Origin of the sequence: Saccharopolyspora hordei, assembly GCF_013410345.1 — a bacterium.
Classification (GTDB): domain Bacteria; phylum Actinomycetota; class Actinomycetes; order Mycobacteriales; family Pseudonocardiaceae; genus Saccharopolyspora; species Saccharopolyspora hordei.
Map to the genome: position 1 here is coordinate 2,666,932 of NZ_JACCFJ010000001.1, position 14,967 is coordinate 2,681,898.

Annotated in this window: 12 protein-coding genes; 4 read left to right on the forward strand and 8 right to left on the reverse strand. The window is 73.5% G+C overall.

Annotation, left to right across the window (positions count from 1 at the left end):
• Window positions 1-12: 12 nt before the first annotated feature.
• From HNR68_RS12505 to HNR68_RS12525, 5 genes are read right to left on the reverse strand one after another with little or no spacing between them, the layout of a single operon-like run.
• On the reverse strand, window positions 13-1,521 hold the full coding sequence (locus tag HNR68_RS12505) for an FAD-dependent monooxygenase (protein WP_179720635.1): 1,509 nt from the start codon (window positions 1,519-1,521) through the stop codon (window positions 13-15).
• A 24-nt stretch (window positions 1,522-1,545) separates the two neighbouring features.
• Window positions 1,546-2,163, reverse strand: coding sequence for an acyl-CoA-like ligand-binding transcription factor (locus HNR68_RS12510; RefSeq protein ID WP_179720637.1), 618 nt, complete (start codon window positions 2,161-2,163; stop codon window positions 1,546-1,548).
• 46 nt (window positions 2,164-2,209) lie between these two features.
• Window positions 2,210-3,670 (reverse strand): xylulokinase, encoded by a 1,461-nt coding sequence (locus HNR68_RS12515; protein ID WP_179720639.1) that lies wholly within the window; start codon window positions 3,668-3,670, stop codon window positions 2,210-2,212.
• Window positions 3,671-3,712: 42 nt separating this feature from the next.
• A complete protein-coding gene (locus HNR68_RS12520; protein WP_343050100.1) occupies window positions 3,713-4,486 on the reverse strand; it encodes an IclR family transcriptional regulator in 774 nt (257 codons plus the stop codon).
• Between the two features lie 47 nt (window positions 4,487-4,533).
• The gene (locus tag HNR68_RS12525; protein WP_179720641.1) at window positions 4,534-5,865 is read right to left on the reverse strand and encodes an MFS transporter; all 1,332 of its coding nucleotides are present in this window, start codon (window positions 5,863-5,865) and stop codon (window positions 4,534-4,536) included.
• A gap of 224 nt (window positions 5,866-6,089) precedes the next feature.
• Here HNR68_RS12525 and HNR68_RS12530 point away from each other — a divergent pair, with 224 nt between their 5' ends.
• From HNR68_RS12530 to dctA, 4 genes are all read left to right on the forward strand, one after another.
• Complete coding sequence (locus HNR68_RS12530; protein ID WP_179720643.1) at window positions 6,090-7,256, forward strand: acyl-CoA dehydrogenase family protein; 1,167 nt, start codon at window positions 6,090-6,092, stop codon at window positions 7,254-7,256.
• A gap of 151 nt (window positions 7,257-7,407) precedes the next feature.
• Window positions 7,408-8,598, forward strand: coding sequence for a CaiB/BaiF CoA transferase family protein (locus HNR68_RS12535; RefSeq protein WP_179720645.1), 1,191 nt, complete (start codon window positions 7,408-7,410; stop codon window positions 8,596-8,598).
• 79 nt (window positions 8,599-8,677) lie between these two features.
• On the forward strand, window positions 8,678-9,943 hold the full coding sequence (locus HNR68_RS12540; protein WP_179720647.1) for a GNAT family N-acetyltransferase: 1,266 nt from the start codon (window positions 8,678-8,680) through the stop codon (window positions 9,941-9,943).
• Between the two features lie 95 nt (window positions 9,944-10,038).
• The gene (dctA, locus tag HNR68_RS12545) at window positions 10,039-11,358 is read left to right on the forward strand and encodes a C4-dicarboxylate transporter DctA (RefSeq protein ID WP_179720649.1); all 1,320 of its coding nucleotides are present in this window, start codon (window positions 10,039-10,041) and stop codon (window positions 11,356-11,358) included.
• Window positions 11,359-11,362: 4 nt separating this feature from the next.
• On the opposite strand, the gene HNR68_RS12550 is transcribed toward dctA, so the two are convergent.
• From HNR68_RS12550 to HNR68_RS12560, 3 genes are all read right to left on the reverse strand, one after another.
• On the reverse strand, window positions 11,363-12,370 hold the full coding sequence (locus HNR68_RS12550) for an iron-siderophore ABC transporter substrate-binding protein (protein ID WP_179720651.1): 1,008 nt from the start codon (window positions 12,368-12,370) through the stop codon (window positions 11,363-11,365).
• A gap of 68 nt (window positions 12,371-12,438) precedes the next feature.
• Window positions 12,439-13,017, reverse strand: coding sequence for an isopentenyl-diphosphate Delta-isomerase (gene idi, locus HNR68_RS12555; RefSeq protein WP_179720653.1), 579 nt, complete (start codon window positions 13,015-13,017; stop codon window positions 12,439-12,441).
• 194 nt (window positions 13,018-13,211) lie between these two features.
• Window positions 13,212-14,819: a helix-turn-helix domain-containing protein gene (locus HNR68_RS12560; protein WP_179720655.1), complete on the reverse strand. Its 1,608-nt coding sequence runs from the start codon at window positions 14,817-14,819 to the stop codon at window positions 13,212-13,214.
• Window positions 14,820-14,967: the final 148 nt, after the last annotated feature.

A 14,967-nucleotide genomic window follows, 5' to 3' on the forward strand; every position in this document is an offset into this window, starting at 1 on the left:
GGGCCGGACCCGTCACCGGGTGGGGCCGAACCAGCGGGTCAGGGCCTCGGTGAGGGAGGCGGGGTCCGGGGCGGGGGAGTCGGAGGCCCAGGCGACGTAGCCGTCCGGGCGCAGCAGCATCGCGGGCGCGTCGGTCTTCGCCGTGACGACGTCGACGCGGTCCGCCCAGCCGCGGGCCGCGTCGGCCAGCGGGTCCGGCGCGCCCAGCAGCAGCGGGCGGCCGGTCGCGGTCAGCTCGGCGAGGCGGACCGGGCCGGTCGGTGCGTCCAGCAGCAGGTCCGGTGCCCAGCGACCCACGAGCGGGTGGCCGTCGCCCAGGTCGTAGCGGACGTCCGCGCCGGACATGGTGTTCGCCAGGTGCTGGACGGTGCCGGGATCGCGCAGCAGCTCGGCGAACAGTTCGCGCAGCGCGGTGATCTCCGGCCCGGGGGACAGCAGCGCGGACTGGGCCTGGGTGTGCATCGCCACCCGCTCCGCGAGCGGCCGGCGCTCCGGCTCGTAGGTGTCCAGCAGGCCGGGCGGGGCCCAGCCGCGCAGTTCCGCGGCGAGCTTCCAGCCCAGGTTCACCGCGTCCTGCAGCCCGAGGTTCAGCCCCGGGCCGCCGAGCGCGGAGTGGACGTGCGCGGAGTCGCCGACCAGCAGCACCCGGCGGTCGCGGTAGCGCTCGGCCACCCGGGTGTTGCCGCCGACCACGCGGCGCAGGTGCCCGTCGGGCAGTGCCTGGAACGGGACGTCGACCCCGAGCACCCGGCGCACGCTCGCGCGGAGTTCCTCCAGCGTCATCGGTGCCTGGTCGTCGGCGTCCGGGTCCCACTCCATCGTGGACACCATCCACGGCCGGTCGGGCCACGGGGCGAAGGTGACCACCCCGCGCTCGGTGCGGTGGTGGAGGAACGGCGGCACGACGCCGTAGCCGGGCAGGTCGAGCCCTCCGCTCCGCTCGTCGAGCAGCTCCTGCGGCACGGTCACGTGCGCCACCCGGGAGACCACGTTCTCCCGCGTCACACCGGGGAACCCGATGCTGAGCAGCTTGCGCGTGGTGCTCCGCCCGCCGTCCGCACCGACCAGGAACCGGGTGGTCAGCCGGTACTCGCCGTCGGGACCGGCGACCTCGGCGGTGACGGAGTCGTCGTCCTGCGACAGCCCGGTGAGTTCGTGGCCGCGGCGGACCTCGGCGCCCAGTTCGACCGCGCGCTCCTCGAGCACCTGCTCGACGCGGTGCTGCGGCACCCCCAACGCGTAGAGCGGGTTGTCGTCGAGCTCGGCGAGGGGCAGCGGGAAACCGCCGAACACGAAGGCTGGCACGGGTTCCGGCGGACCGGGGGACCCGCTGAGTCGCTGGTACAGGCCGCGGCGGTCGAGCAGCCGCACCACCTGACCGATCAGGCCGTTGGCGCGGTGGCGGGGCACGAGCTCGGGCTCCCGCTCGAGCACCAGCGCGCGGATCCCGGCCAGTCCGAGTTCGGCGGCGAGCATCAGCCCGTTGGGGCCACCGCCCGCGATGACGACGTCGACCGGCATGGAGTTCCTCCTCGGGAGTTCGGCTCAGGGCACGGGCAGTCCGGCGCTGAGCTGGCGCAGGGCGTCGCGCAGCAGCGGAGCCATCGCGGTGGGTTCGGGGCCGTGCAACCAGTGCCCGATGGCAGCGGTCATCGCGGCACCGACCGCGGCGGAGACCAGCCGTGGGTACAGGTCGCGGTCGACGTCGGTGCCGGTGCGCTCGGCGACGGCCGCAGCCAGCTCGGCGTCGGCCATCGCGTTGACCCGGGCCATCTCGCCCTGCAGCGCGGGTTCCGAGACCATCAGCCGGACACCGTCGAGCCACTGCTGCTCGGGTTCGCGCTCACCGCGGCCCTCGGACAGCGCGAAGCGGGCCAGCACGGCGTTGGTGATGGCCTCCCACAGCGGCTCGTCCTCCGGTCGCGCGCGCAGCTCGACCGCGATCTGCCGGGCCCGTTCGAGGTGGCGCGCGGCGATCGCCTCGCCCTTGCTGGCGAAGTAGTTGTTGAAGGTGCGTGGTGACACGCCGACCTCGGCGGCGATGTCCTCCACCCGCACCGCGTCGAAACCCCGCTCGACCGCCAGGCGGACGGCCGCCCAGCTCAGCGCGTCGCGGGTCGCCTGCTTCTTGCGCTCGCGCAGGCCCATCGGCTCGGTGCTCATGGCGATCACCGTAGCTGAAACTTGCGTGCCACGCAAAATTTCTCAGTCAGAAAGTTCGGTCGCGCCAGGTGGTGAGGTGGGCGTGGATGCCGCGGAGGGCGTCGTGGGACTCGCGGTAGGCCGCGAACAGCGGCTCCAGGCGGTCGGCGTCGGCGGCGGGGGTGAACACCCGGTCCACGCCGACCGCTGCTGCCGCCGCGGTCGCGATGTCCGGGTAGGCGCCGACGCCCACCGCCCCCAGCAGGGCCGCGCCGAGCACCGCGCTGTCGGCCACCCGCAGCCGTTCCACCGGGCGCCGCAGCACGTCGGCGTGGACCTGCGTCCACAGGTCGCTGCGCGACCCGCCGCCGGAGAAGGCCAGGGACGGCAACGAGAACCCGCACGCGCGCTCCACCGGTCCCAGCACGTGCCGCGCGGACATCGCCACGCCCACCAGGACCGCGCGGCACAGGTCCGCCTGCGTCGTCGCCGAGCTGAGCCCGAAGAAGCTCCCGCGCACCTCGGAGTCCCACAGCGGCGCCCGCTCGCCCATGAGGTGCGGGGTGAAGACCACGCCCGGCTCACCCGCTCCCGCCGCGGCCAGCACCTCCTCGACGCTGAGCCCGGAGACCCGGCACCACCAGCGCAGGGCGTCCCCCGCGGCCTGGGTCGGCCCGGCGTGCACGTGGAGCCCGTCCTTCGGCGGGAAGGACACGACCTCCGGTGTCGGCACCGACTCGGCGGAGGCGCCCGCGACGACCAGCGAGGTCCCGCACGACACCATGCCGCGCCCCGGCTCGGTGGTGCGGGTGCCGAACACCGCGCCGTAGGCGTCCATCGTGCCCACCACGACCTCGGCGCCGGCGAGCGCGGGCTCGGTCGCCGGCCCCAGCACGGCCTCGGGAGCGGCGATCTCCGGCAGCCTCCCGGCGAGGCCGTCGACCAGCTCGACCGCCTCGTGCAGGTAGCCGTCCGGGCCGGCCACCCGGACCGCGGACAGCGGGTCGGTGGCGATCCGCCCGGTGAGCCGGGCGAGCACGAAGTCCTTGGGGCTGAGCACCCACCGGGTCCGCGCCCACAGCTCGGGTTCGGTGCGGGCGAACCACTCCGCGCGGGAGCCGACGAAGGAGGCGTCGAGCACGACCGGCCCGCCCCAGATGCGCTCCTGGTCGGCCGCGGTCAGCCGGGCGTCGAGCTCCCGCGCGACCTCGGCGCAGCGCTGGTCCTGCCAGATGATCGCCGGGGCCAGCGGGCGCAGCCGGTCGTCGACGAACACGTGGGTGTTGACCTGGCTGACCACGCCGACGGACCGCACCGCGCGCGCGTCCCGTCCGGCGAGCACGGCCCCGATGCCCTCGGTGCAGCCGCGCCACCAGTCCGCCGGGTCCTGCTCGGCCCAGCCCGGTCGTGGGCGGTGGATCGGGTACGGCGTGGTGTGCGCCGCGACGGGGTTGCCGTCCAGGTCGAAGGCGGCCACCTTCACGGCGGTGGTGCCCACGTCGATGCCCAGCATCAGGTCCGCTGCCATGCGGACAACAGTGACACGACCGCGTCGGCGGCCCGCGCGCGGTCAGACGCGTCCGGCGAGGTGCTCGGAGACCTCGTGCGTGGCGGCCTTGGTCGCCTCGGCGATCTCGGTGATCTTGTCGGCCAGCCGGTTGCTCGGGCCGGCCACCGCGATCGCCGCGACCACCTTGCCCTTGTCGAAGATCGGCGCACCCACGCCGCTGCGGTCGGGGAGGGTCTCCCCGCGGTTGATCGCCACGCCCGCCTCGGCGACCTCCGCGAGCTGGCGGCGGATCTTCTCGCGCTGCCCGGGATCGCTCAGGTGGGTGGCCAGGTAGCCCTCGCGGAACCGCTCGGAGCCGAAGGCCAGCACGCACTTGCCCGAACTGGTCGGGTGCAGCGGGCGGCGGGTGCGCAGCGGGGCGATGTAGCGGATCGGGTCGGTGGACTCGATGGTGTCCGTGTAGACCACCGAGTCCCCGACCGGGGTGGCCAGCATGACCGTCTCGTTGAACTGGCGGTGCAGCCGCTCCATCGCCGGGCGGGCGGCTTCGGCGACGGTGGGGGGAGCGGCGGCCAGCAGCGAGTTGATCGCCGGGCCGATCCGGTAGGTCCCGCCCTCCTCGCGCAGGTAGCCGGTGGCGACGAGCCCCTTGACCAGGCCGTGCACCGAGGAGCGCGGCGCGTCCAGCGCGGTGGCGAGCTCGGTCAGGCGCACGCCGGACCGGTTCGCCGCCGCCAGTTCGAGGATCGTGGTGACCCGCGACACCGTGCGGTGCGCTTTGGCTGCTCCAGCTCCAGCAGGTGGCACTGCGATCCCCATGTCGTCGACGACCACGCTCTCCTCGAGGAGGAACCTACCGCCGCCGTGGTGCGGGAACCCGATCAGGTCCGCTCGGCGACCGGCTCCGCGGCGCGCGTCCCGAGCCGCTTGGTCTGGTCGAACAGCGCACCCACGCCGATGAAGGCGGCACCCGCGACGAACATCAGCGACACCAGCCAGGTCCCGTGCCCGGGGGTGGCGGAGACCAGGGCGAGCGCGGCCAGCGGCGCCAGCCCGCCGGAGAAGGCGCCACCGACCTCGCGGCCGGTGCCCAGCCCGGAGGCGCGGGTGCGGGTCGGGAACTGCTGGGAGAGGAACGCGCCCTGGGCGCTGAGCATGGCGGGCACCACGACGCCGGTGGCCAGCACCAGCGCGGTCCAGATCAGCACGCTCTGCCCGGAGTCGAGCAGCCAGAAGAACGGGAAGGCCAGCGCGGCGGTGCCCACCGCGCCCGCCAACACCACGGTCTTCGCGCCGACGCGGTCGCAGAGCCGGCCCACGACCGGCACCGTGACGATGGCGCAGGCGCTGGCCAGCGTCATGCCGAACGAACCGACGTGGGCCGGCACGCCGCGGAACTCGGTGAGGTAGGACAGCGAGAACGTCTTGAACACGTAGCTGACGCCGTTGTAGCCGACGGTGATCGCCAGCACCACGGCCAGGCCGCGCCAGTCCGAGCGGAGCAGGGCGCGCAGCGGCTGGTGCCCGGTGCGGGCGCCGCGCGCCTCGCGCTCGAACTCCGGGGTCTCCGGCATCTGCCTGCGGACCCAGAAACCCAGGGCCACCAAGGCGAAGCTCGCGAGGAACGGGACGCGCCAGCCCCAGCTGTGCAGGAACTGCTCGTCGAAGCTGGTGAGCACGGTGACCGTCAGCGAGGAGGTGAACAGTCCGATGTTGACGCCCAGCGCGGGCAGCGAGCCGAGGCGTCCGCGCCTCCGCGGGTCGGCGTGCTCGTAGGCGACCGCGATCGCGCTGCCCAGTTCGGCCCCGGCGCCCAGCCCTTGGGACAGGCGCAGGACCACCAGCAGCACCGGTGCGAGCAGGCCCACCGACCCGTAGGTGGGCAGCAGTCCGATCGCGCCGGAGGACAGGCCCATCACCAGGAACGTCACCGACAGCACGACCTTGCGGCCGAACTTGTCGCCGAGCACCCCGAAGAGGATGCCGCCGAAGGGGCGGGCGAGGAAGCCGACGGCGAAGGTCGCCATCGACGCCAGGGTGGCGAGGACCGGGTCGCCGCCGGGGAAGAACAGGTCGCCGAAGACCAGCGCGGCCATCGACGCGTAGAGGTAGAAGTCGAACCACTCCAGGGCCGAGCCGATCACCACCGCGGGACCGACGGCCTTGCGGGGAGCTGGACCTCGGGGTGCCGGGGCAGCACTGTCAAGCGTCATCGCTGGCGTCCTCTTCGCTGGTGATCGTCGCGCGACTGCGCGGGAACCCGCTCGGCAGCGGGGAGAAGTGTTCGTATATACGAACTCGCTGTCGTCAGTGCGAATCTAGGAAGTGAACGGCGTCACTGTCAAGGCGTTGACAACGCGGTCGCGCCGGATCAGGGTGTTCCCATATCCGATCGAAGAGTTCGTATATGTGAACACGCCGGGCGGGAGGCCACGCGATGCACTTCGAGCTGACCGAGGACCAGGCGGACCTGCGGGCGGGCGCGCAGGAACTGGCCCGCAGCTTCACCGACGAGTACTGGGCCGAGTGCGACGCGGAGCACCGCTTCCCGTGGGAGTTCTACAACGCCTTCGCCGAGGGCGGCTGGCTCGGCATCGCCATCCCCGAGCAGTACGGCGGCGGTGGGCTCGGGATCCTGGAAGCGGCGCTGCTGCTGGAAGAGGTCGCGGCCTCCGGTGCCGGGATGAACGGCTGCAGCACCATGCACCTGACCATCTTCGGCCTGAACACCATCGTCAAGCACGGCAGCGAACAGCTGCGCCAGGAGGTCCTGCCCGCCGCGGCGGACGGCTCGCTGCACGTGTGCTTCGGCGTCACCGAACCCGACGCGGGCACCGACACCACGCGGATCTCCACCTTCGCCGAGCGGGTCGACGGCGGGTACCGCATCAACGGCCGGAAGGTGTGGATCACCAAGGCCGGAGACTCGCAGAAGATGGTGCTCATCGCGCGCACCACCCGGCGCGAGGAGGTCGACCGGCCCACCGACGGGATGTCGCTGTTCCTCATCGACATCGACCGCGAGCACGTGCACCTCAGCCCGATCCCCAAGCTGGGCCGCAACGCGGTCCCCTCGTACGAGGTGGTCATCGACGACCTGTTCGTGCCGGACAGCGCCCGGGTCGGCGAGGAGGGGAAGGGTTTCCGGTACCTGCTCGACGGGCTCAACCCGGAGCGGATCCTGCTGGCCCACGAGGCGCTCGGCATCGGCCGCGCCGCGCTGGACCGCGCGGTGCGCTACGCCCGGGAACGCGTCGTCTTCGACCGGCCGATCGGGCAGAACCAGGGCATCGCCTTCCCGCTGGCCGAGGCGGTGACGCGGCTGGACGCCGCGGAGCTGATGGCCCGCAACGCGGCCTGGCGCTACGACCAGGGCCTGCCGTGCGGGCGGGAGGCGAACATGGCCAAGTGGTTGTGCGCGGACGCCGGTTTCGCCGCGGCCGACCAGGCGATCCAGACGCACGGCGGGATGGGCTACGCCCGCGAGTACCACGTGGAGCGCTACTTCCGCGAGTCCCGCATCCTCCGCCTGGCCCCGGTCAGCCAGGAGATGGTGCTGAACTACGTGGCCACCCACGTCCTCGGCCTCCCCAAGTCGTACTGACCCGTCCACTGCGTCCCGACGCCCCGCACGTCCCGACGCGAACGTCGGTGGAGGTCGGGGACGTGGTTCCCCCTGGAACCGCGAGACACCGTGGTGCGGGGCTCGGAACGGCGCGGGTCGCGGTAGATCCATCGAGTGAACAGGACGGTCCATGAACGCACCTGAACCCACCGGCAGCCTGCGGGGAATCCGGGTCCTCGACCTGTCCCGGATCCTGGCCGGTCCGCTGTGCTCGCAGATGCTCGCCGACCACGGCGCCGAGGTCATCAAGGTGGAACCGCCCGCGGGCGACGACACCCGCAGCTGGGGACCGCCGTTCGTCACCGGCACCATGAGCGCCTACCACGCCGGGATCAACCGCAACAAGGCGAACACCTGCCTCGACCTGTCCACACCGGACGGACAGCGCGTGCTCGGCGACCTGCTGTCCGGGGCGGACGTCGTGGTGGAGAACTTCAAGGCGGGCACGCTGGCCGGGTGGGGCTTCTCCGACGAGGACATCGCGGAGCGCTACCCGCGGCTGGTGCACTGCCGCATCACCGGTTTCGGCACCGACGGGCCGATGGGCTCCACGCCGGGCTACGACGCGATCCTGCAGGCCTACGGCGGGCTGATGAGCGTCAACGGCGAGAACGACGGGCCCCCGCTGCGCGTCGGGGTGCCGATCGTGGACGTGGTGACCGGCATCTACGCCTTCTCCGGCATCCTGCTGGCCCTGCACGAACGGCACGCCACCGGCCGCGGCCAGCTCGTCGACTGCACGCTGCTGGACACCGCGGTGTCGCTGCTGCACCCGCACTCGGCCACCTGGCTGGCGTCCGGCCGCGTCCCGCAGCGCACCGGGTCGGCGCACCCGTCCATCGCCCCCTACGACACCTTCGAGGCCGCCGACGGGCTGGTCTTCATCAGCGGCGGCAACGACCGCCAGTTCCGCGACCTGGCCGACGTCCTCGGCCTCCCCGAGATCGCCGAGGACCCCCGGTTCGCCACCAACGCCGACCGGGTGCACCACGTCGACGCGCTGCGCGAGCTCCTCGCCGCCCCGATCCGCACCCGGACCCGCCAGGACCTCGCCCAGGCGCTGCTGGCGCGCGGCGTGCCCGCGACCCCGGTGCACGACGTGGGCGAGGCGCTCACCGACCCGCAGGTGCGGCACCGGCAGATGGTGGTGGAGCAGGACGGCTACCGGGGCACCGGCATCCCGATCAAGCTCAGCCGGACCCCCGGCACCGTCCGCACCGCCCCGCGGGAGAAGGGCGCCGACACCCGCCGCGTCCTCGCGTCCCTCGGCTACACCGACGAGCAGATCACCGCGCTCCTCGACGCCCGCGTCGCCACCTGACCCGCTGTGACACCGCCCGCTTTACCTCGCCGCAAACGAGGTTCGAGCGGTTGCAACACGGGCTCGCGAGCATGGCGGCATGACTCCCGCACCGCACCGCCACCCGCACTGGACCCGTGCGCTCGTCGAGCTGGCCGCCCTGTTCCTGGCGGCGGGCGCGGTGGAGCTCGCCGTGACCGGCGCGCACGCCCTCACCGCCGCGCCGGCCGTGCTGCTGTCGATCGGCGCCGTCCTGCTGGGCGCCGCGGCGGTCTGCTGGTCCACCCGGCGCCCGCCCCGCGCCGCAGCGCCCGTGGTGGACCCGCTGCCGGAGGAACCCGTGCGGCGCCAGGTCCTCTGGCGGCTGCGCGCCTCGATCTCCGACACCCCGGGCCGCCTGGCCCGGCTGGCCGGTGCCCTGGCCGCGCTGGGCGCGGACATCCGCACCATGCAAGTGCACCCGGTCGAGGGCGGCGCGGTGGACGACGTGCTGCTGCACGCGCCCGACCGGGTCAGCCGCTGGGAGCTGATCGAGGCGGTCGAAGCCGCCGGGGGCCGGGACGTCGTGGTGGCGCGAGCGGACGTCCGCGAGCTGGAGGACGTGCCGACCCGCACCGCGAACCTGGCCGCCGACCTGGTCAGCGGACGCACCGACGTGGTCCGTGCGCTGCGCGCGCTGCTGGGCCGGGTGGAGGTGCACTGGCAGGAGTCGTCGCAGGTCGGGACCTTCACCGGGGCGTCGGTGCACCTGGCCGCGCCGGGCGGTGGCGCGCTGGTGCTGGACCGGCCGGACGGGGCGTTCACCCCCGCCGAGTTCGCGCGCGCCAGCGCGCTGGTCGAGCTGGCCGAGGCCTGCCGGACGCGTCTGCGACCGGACTGGCGCACCGCGCGCACCGCGCACGGGGTGGAGCTGACCATCCGGCCGGCGGACCGGTCGGACGTCGAGCTGGTGGCCGAGTTCCACGAGCGCTGCTCCAGCGCCGCCCGCTACCGGCGCTACTTCAGCCCGGGGTCGGCGCCGGGGGAGCGCGGCCTGCAGCGGCTGCTCACGCCCGCGTTGGGGCACTCGCTGCTCGCGGTGTCCCCGGACGGCGACGTGGTCGGCATGGGGAACCTGATGTACGACGGCGACGAGGGGGAGCTCGCCCTGCTGGTCCGCGACGACTGGCAGCGGTGCGGGGTGGGCACGGCGCTGCTGGGCGAGCTCGTCGCGCAGGCCCGTCAGCTGGGTCTGCGCACGATCACCGCGCACACCCACGTGGACAACACGGCGATCGCGCGGACGCTGCGCGGCGCGGGGCTGAAGCTGGTCGGCGCCCCGGAGCCGGGCGAGTGGCGCTGGACCCGCCAGTTGCAGCCCTCCTGACACCCGACCTCCCGGCTGATCGCCCTTGACGCACGGCGCGCGGTCGCGGAGACTGCCCGACCAAATCGATTTGCCACAGCAGGAGAACGTGATCCATGGGCGCAGCCGCTCGCACGACCGGACGGACGAAGCGGGTCCTGTCCTCGTTGTTCGTCCAGGTGCTCGTCGCGGCGGCCCTCGGCATCGCCGTCGGCCACGTCTGGCCGGACGTCGGTGCCGCGCTGAAACCGATCGGCGACGGGTTCATCCGCCTGATCAAGATGGCGATCGCACCGCTCGTGTTCTGCGTGGTCGTGGTCGGCATCTGCAAGGCCGGGGACATGCGCTCGGTGGGCCGCATCGGGCTCAAGGCGCTGGTCTACTTCGAAGTCGTCACCACGGCCGCGCTCGTGCTCGGGCTCGTCGCGGGCAACCTGCTGCAGCCCGGCGCGGGGCTGGACGTCGACCCGGCGACGCTCGACACCACCGGGGTCGAGGAGAAGACCCACGGCGAGCAGGTGCCCGGTCCGGCCGAGTTCGTGCTGCACATGATCCCGGAGAGCGCGGTGGCTGCGTTCGCCGAGAACGAGCTGCTGCAGGTGCTGCTGTTCGCCGTGCTCTTCGCCGCCGGCCTGCTGCACGTCGGCACCACCCGCGCGCCGCAGGTCTTCGCGTTCGTCGAGCAGACCGGCGAGGTCATCTTCACGGTCGTCGGCTACGTCATGCGCCTCGCCCCGCTCGCGGTGTTCGGCTCCATGGCGTACCTCATCGGCGAGTACGGGCTGGCCTCGCTGGCCACCTACGCCAAGCTCATCGCCGCCTGCTACGGCGCCGCGCTGCTGTTCTGCGTGCTGCTCGGCGTCCTGCTCCGCGCGTTCACAGGGCTCAGCCTGCTGCGCTTCCTGCGCTACACCCGCGCGGAGTTCGCGCTGGCGGTGGGCACGGCCTCCAGCGAAGCGGTGATGCCGCGGATGATGGAGAAGCTGGAACGCGCCGGGTGCCGCAAGGAGGCGGTCGGGCTGGTCGTGCCGACCGGGTACTCGTTCAACCTCGACGGCGCCTCCCTCTACCTGTCGCTGGCCACGCTGTTCATGGCCCAGGCCGTGGGTGTGGAGCTGGACCTCGGCCAGCAGGTCACGGTGGTCCTCGTGCTGGTGCTCACCTCGAAGGGCATGGCCGGGGTGCCGGGGTCGGCGTTCATCGCGCTGTCCGCCACCGCGTCCGCGGTCGGCGTCATCCCGGTGGCCGCAGTGGCCTTGATGCTCGGCGCGGACCGGTTCATGGACACGATGCGGGTGGTCACCAACCTGCTGGGCAACTGCGTGGCGACCTTCGTGGTGTCGAAGTGGGACGGCGCCCTCGACCAGGACCGGGCCCGCGCGGTGCTGGCCGCGCCGGAGGAGGACGTGCCCGCCTCCGAGGCGGCCCCGCGCTGACGCCTCACCGGTCGGCGAGCTTCTCGGCCAGCAGCGGCACGAGCGTGTCCAGCGAGTACGGGATGCTCAGCACGGTGCCGTGCGCCAGCGCGAGCCCGGCGTCCCGCAGCGGCAGCACGACCACGTCGCCGCGCCGGGCCACCCGCAGCCGCTGGAACAGCGGGTCCTCGGCCAGCCGCCGGGAATCCCCGCCCTGGTCGATGACCACCAGCACGTCGGACTCCAGCACCGAGGTCTTCTCCGGGCTGAGGTCCAGGTAGAAGCTGCGGCCGTCGTCGAGCGCCTGCGCGGCGGGCGGCAACTGGATGCCCAGCTCGGCCAGGAACCGGCCGCGGGCGTCGTCGCGGGTGTAGGGCCAGTACCCGCCCTGCGGGTTGAGGAGCACCACGGCACCGGTGGCGCCGGCGAACTCCGGGTGCTGGGCGGCGGCCTGGTCGATGCGGGCCTGGGTGTCGGCGATGAGCTGCTCGGCCCGCTGCGGCTCACCGACCGCCTTCCCGATCATCCGGGTGGTCTCCTGCCACGGCGTGCCGAAGTCGGGGTAGCCGTGGGGACGCACGAGGGTCGGCGCCACCGCGGACAGCCGCTCGTACAGCGCGTCGTCCACCGCGGCGTTCACCGCCACGATGAGGTCCGGCTCCAGCGCGGCGACCTCCTCCACGTCGATGTCGCCCTGGGTGGGGAACAGGTGGGGCTTCGCCCCGCGCAACCGGTCCTGGGCCCACGGGCCGGGGCCCGGCATGTCGCTCCACGGCCTTATCGCCACCGGCACCACGTCGAGCGCGAGCAGCGGGTCCACGTCGGTGTAGCCGAGCGCGACGACCCGCTGCGGGCGCTCGGGGATGACGGTGGTGCCGTGGGAGTGCTCGATCGTCACCGGGAAGGCGCCGTCGCCGGGCTGCTGCTGCGGCTGGTCGGTGCTGCCGCTGCCGCAGGAGGCGACCAGCAGCAGCGACACGAGCGCGCAGAGCAGCGCGGCGGCGCGGCGCGGTGAGTGCGCGGAGTGGGGCATGGGGGCCTCGCAATCTCGGTCAGGTTAGCCAAGCCTAACCTGACCGAGATGGCTGCGAGGACCCGGACTCAGGCCACCTGGGCGGCGGGAGGCAGGTCGGCCGGGGCGCCGCCGCGCCACCGGGTCGGGTCCGGCCCCAGCTCGACCAGCTGGCGGACCTGCAGCTCGCACCACGGCGACACCTCGACCCGCCCGGACAGCACACCGGTGCTGAACTCGGCCCAGTCCACCCAGCGGGTCTCGGCGACCTCGTCGGGGTTGGGTCGCGGGGTGTCCTCGGTGAAGGCGAAGAACACCGGGCACATCTCGTTCTCGACGACCCCGTTGGGCATCACGGCGCGGTAGCGGAAGCCGGGCAGCGCCAGCTCCAGGTCGTGCACGGTCAGCCCCAGCTCCTCGCCGAGCCGCCGGACGATCGCCGCACCCATGTCCTCCTCCGGCGCCGGGTGCCCGCAGCAGGTGTTGGTCCACACGCTCGGGAAGGTGGGCTTGTGGTGGGCCCGCTGGGTCAGCAGGAACTCACCCCGGTCGTTGAAGACGTAGCACGAGAACGCCAGGTGCAGCGGGGTTTGCCGGTGGTGCACGGTCGTCTTGTCCTCGATCCCGATCGCCTGACCGGTCTCGTCGAGCAGTACCACCTTTTCCACTGGAGCGACCTCCTGGTTCCTCGTGCTCATCGCCTGCGGCCCCGGACGGGGCGCCGGTCTGTGCCCTGGCGGCAGCAGACCCGCTGTGCCGCAGTCCTCCTGATTCTCCAGCCGAGCGTGCCCGGCGGCAGCGTCGGCGAGCGGTCGTGCGCTCCCGCCCGCCGGCGCCGACCGCGCTGGTGCCCGGGCGCGCCTCACGCCCGCACCCCGCTCGGGGTCCGCTCGACGGTCTCCGCGCAGGCCAGGACGTCGTCCTGGAAGGCGAGGTAGAGGTTCGCCACCACCTGCGCGGACGAGATCCGCCCGCCGATGAGCCGTTCGACGTTGCGCAGCCGGTACCGGACCGTGTTGGGGTGGATGAACAGCAGCTCGGCGGTCCGCTTCACGTCCTGGTCGCAGGCGAGGTAGTGCACCACGGTCTCCACCAGCTCCGGCGAGGTGGTCAGCGCGCCGAAGTGCCGTTCGAAGCGGTCGGCGACCTGCGAGTCGTCGCGCCGCGTCAGCAGCCAGGTGGCGAAGTCGACCTCGTCGAGCCGCACCAGGGTCCGGCCGCTGCCCCGGCCGTGGCGGCGGCCGGCCAGGTGCCAGGCGGTGGTGGCCTCCTGGACGTAGCGGGCCGCCACCGTGAGGTCGCTGAAGGGGCCGCTGACCCCGACCAGGTGGGTGCGGGCGAGGTCGTCCAGCCAGGGGCCGGCGGCCTCGCCGTCGGCGAGCACCGCGGTCAGCTCGCCGGACTCGTGGTCCGGCTCCCGCTCCGCGGCCAGCACCAGCGGCAGGTCGGCGAGCTCGGCCTGCTCCAGCACCACCTCGGCGGTGTCCCGCACCCCGGGCTCGCCGCGCAGCGCGCTCGCCACCACCACGCGGAGGTCGTCACCGACGCGGAACCCGAACGGGCGCAACCGGTCCCACGTCTGGCGGACCTGCGAGGCGGTGACCCCGGTGCGGAGCGCCGACACCAGCCGCGCCGCCTCCGCGCGCTCCTGGCTGATCACCAGCGACCGCGAGGCGTTGGCGGCGGCCAGCACCCGCTCGGCGGTCTCCAGCAGGTCGGGGCTGAGGTCGTCCAGCAGCGCGCCGTTGCGCGAGGCCACCGCCAGCTGGAACCGCGTGCCGCGCAGCAGGAAGGGCCGGGTGGCGACCGTCCACTGCCCGACGGTGAACCGCTGCGCCCCGTGCGGGCGGGCGCTGATCTCCTCCCAGACCAGGCGGAGCGGACCGTGACCGGTGGAGGCCACGACGCGCCCCTCGCCCTCGTAGAGCACGGCCGCCCCCTTGCACAGCGCGCCCAGCCGGACCACCAGCGCGCTCACCGGGTCCGAGGCCGACAGCGCGTGCAGCAGGTCGTTCTGCAACCACACCGTGCGCTTGAGCAGGTAGGTCTCCATCGACAGCGCGCCGCTGGTGATGTGGTCGGCGATCGCGGTGAACGGGGTCTCCGCCGCGTGCACGGCCAGCACCGGCAGGCTCCGCTCGCGCGCGGCCGCGCGCAGGGGGTCCGGGACCCGCTCGAAGTGCACCCCGGTGCCGAACAGCAGGGCGGCGGCGCCCGCGGCGACGAGGTCGGTGACCAGCCGCTCCTGCGGCCCCGGGTCCTCCGGCGCGGCCGCGAACGGGGTGCCGGTGGTGAGCGCGACCGCCCCGGGGCGCAGCTGGGCGGCGGCCTCGGCGACCTCGACCGGGTGCGCCGAGCGGACCACCCGCGACAGGTCGCCGGACTCCACCACGGTGAGCTGCAGGCTCGGCTCGTCGACCAGGTGGCGCAGGGTCAACTGCGGCCACCCGCCGCGGCTGTCCAGCTCCACCGGCCCTCCCGCCCCTGTCCGATGTGACAAGACGACGGCACGTCGTCTGTGCTCTTCACAGTGACAGCACGTACAGCGTGTAGCAACCTCCTCACTGAACCGCAGCCGGCGGCGGCCCTGTCCCACCCGCACCACTCGAGGAGGCACC

Coding starts and splice junctions, on each gene's coding strand:
- HNR68_RS12505 (WP_179720635.1), bottom strand. CDS start 1,521: ATGCCGGTCGACGTCGTCATCGCGGGCGGTGGCCCCAACGGGCTGATG.
- HNR68_RS12510 (WP_179720637.1), bottom strand. CDS start 2,163: ATGAGCACCGAGCCGATGGGCCTGCGCGAGCGCAAGAAGCAGGCGACC.
- HNR68_RS12515 (WP_179720639.1), bottom strand. CDS start 3,670: ATGGCAGCGGACCTGATGCTGGGCATCGACGTGGGCACCACCGCCGTG.
- HNR68_RS12525 (WP_179720641.1), bottom strand. CDS start 5,865: ATGACGCTTGACAGTGCTGCCCCGGCACCCCGAGGTCCAGCTCCCCGC.
- HNR68_RS12530 (WP_179720643.1), top strand. CDS start 6,090: ATGCACTTCGAGCTGACCGAGGACCAGGCGGACCTGCGGGCGGGCGCG.
- HNR68_RS12535 (WP_179720645.1), top strand. CDS start 7,408: ATGAACGCACCTGAACCCACCGGCAGCCTGCGGGGAATCCGGGTCCTC.
- HNR68_RS12540 (WP_179720647.1), top strand. CDS start 8,678: ATGACTCCCGCACCGCACCGCCACCCGCACTGGACCCGTGCGCTCGTC.
- dctA (WP_179720649.1), top strand. CDS start 10,039: ATGGGCGCAGCCGCTCGCACGACCGGACGGACGAAGCGGGTCCTGTCC.
- HNR68_RS12550 (WP_179720651.1), bottom strand. CDS start 12,370: ATGCCCCACTCCGCGCACTCACCGCGCCGCGCCGCCGCGCTGCTCTGC.